The sequence below is a fragment of the Actinotignum sp. usb-actsch-rep-73 genome, assembly GCF_059082735.1.
The window spans coordinates 1-453 of the sequence record NZ_JBHNPV010000057.1 but is presented as its reverse complement, the minus strand read 5'-3'; the positions used below and the strand labels follow the sequence as shown (position 1 = coordinate 453).

1 protein-coding gene is annotated in these 453 nt (G+C 58.1%); it reads right to left on the bottom strand.

The annotated features are described in order from the left end of the window. Window positions 1–160 precede the first annotated feature (160 nt). The coding region (locus AC5RE1_RS04015; RefSeq protein WP_493938384.1) for a phage holin family protein at window positions 161–453 on the bottom strand (293 nt) is incomplete at its 5' end.

Here is a 453-nt window from a genome sequence, read left to right as displayed (position 1 = left end):
GATGCAGGACGGGTTTGCCACACGTCGTAACAGCCCCTAATGGTGAGGTTTCCGGCGTTGTGGTGAATGATGACCTTATCGATCCGCCTGCCGTTGCGGCCGGGTGTGTAGTGTGTGTTCATGATGAGGTCGATGTCGGCCTCAAGCGTGTTCCAATTCTTCATGACTGGTTCTCCTTTGTGTTTTCAGTGGTCGTTTCGGTCAGTGAGGGCCTGGTTTCGGCGCGGTTGGCGATCGCATCGAGCGCCCCACGCATCTGGGATGGGACAGGCAGTCCCAAGCGGGTGGCGTTCTCCACCAGCGAGATGCCTTCGTTGGACAGGTAGAAGAAAATGACCGCCGCGCGTAGCACGCCGGGTGCTCCGAGAATATGGACGTCGATGAGGTGGGCCAGGCCGACGAGAGTGAAGATGAGGATCTTTCGGCTGATACCCCTAAAACCGACGGATGAGC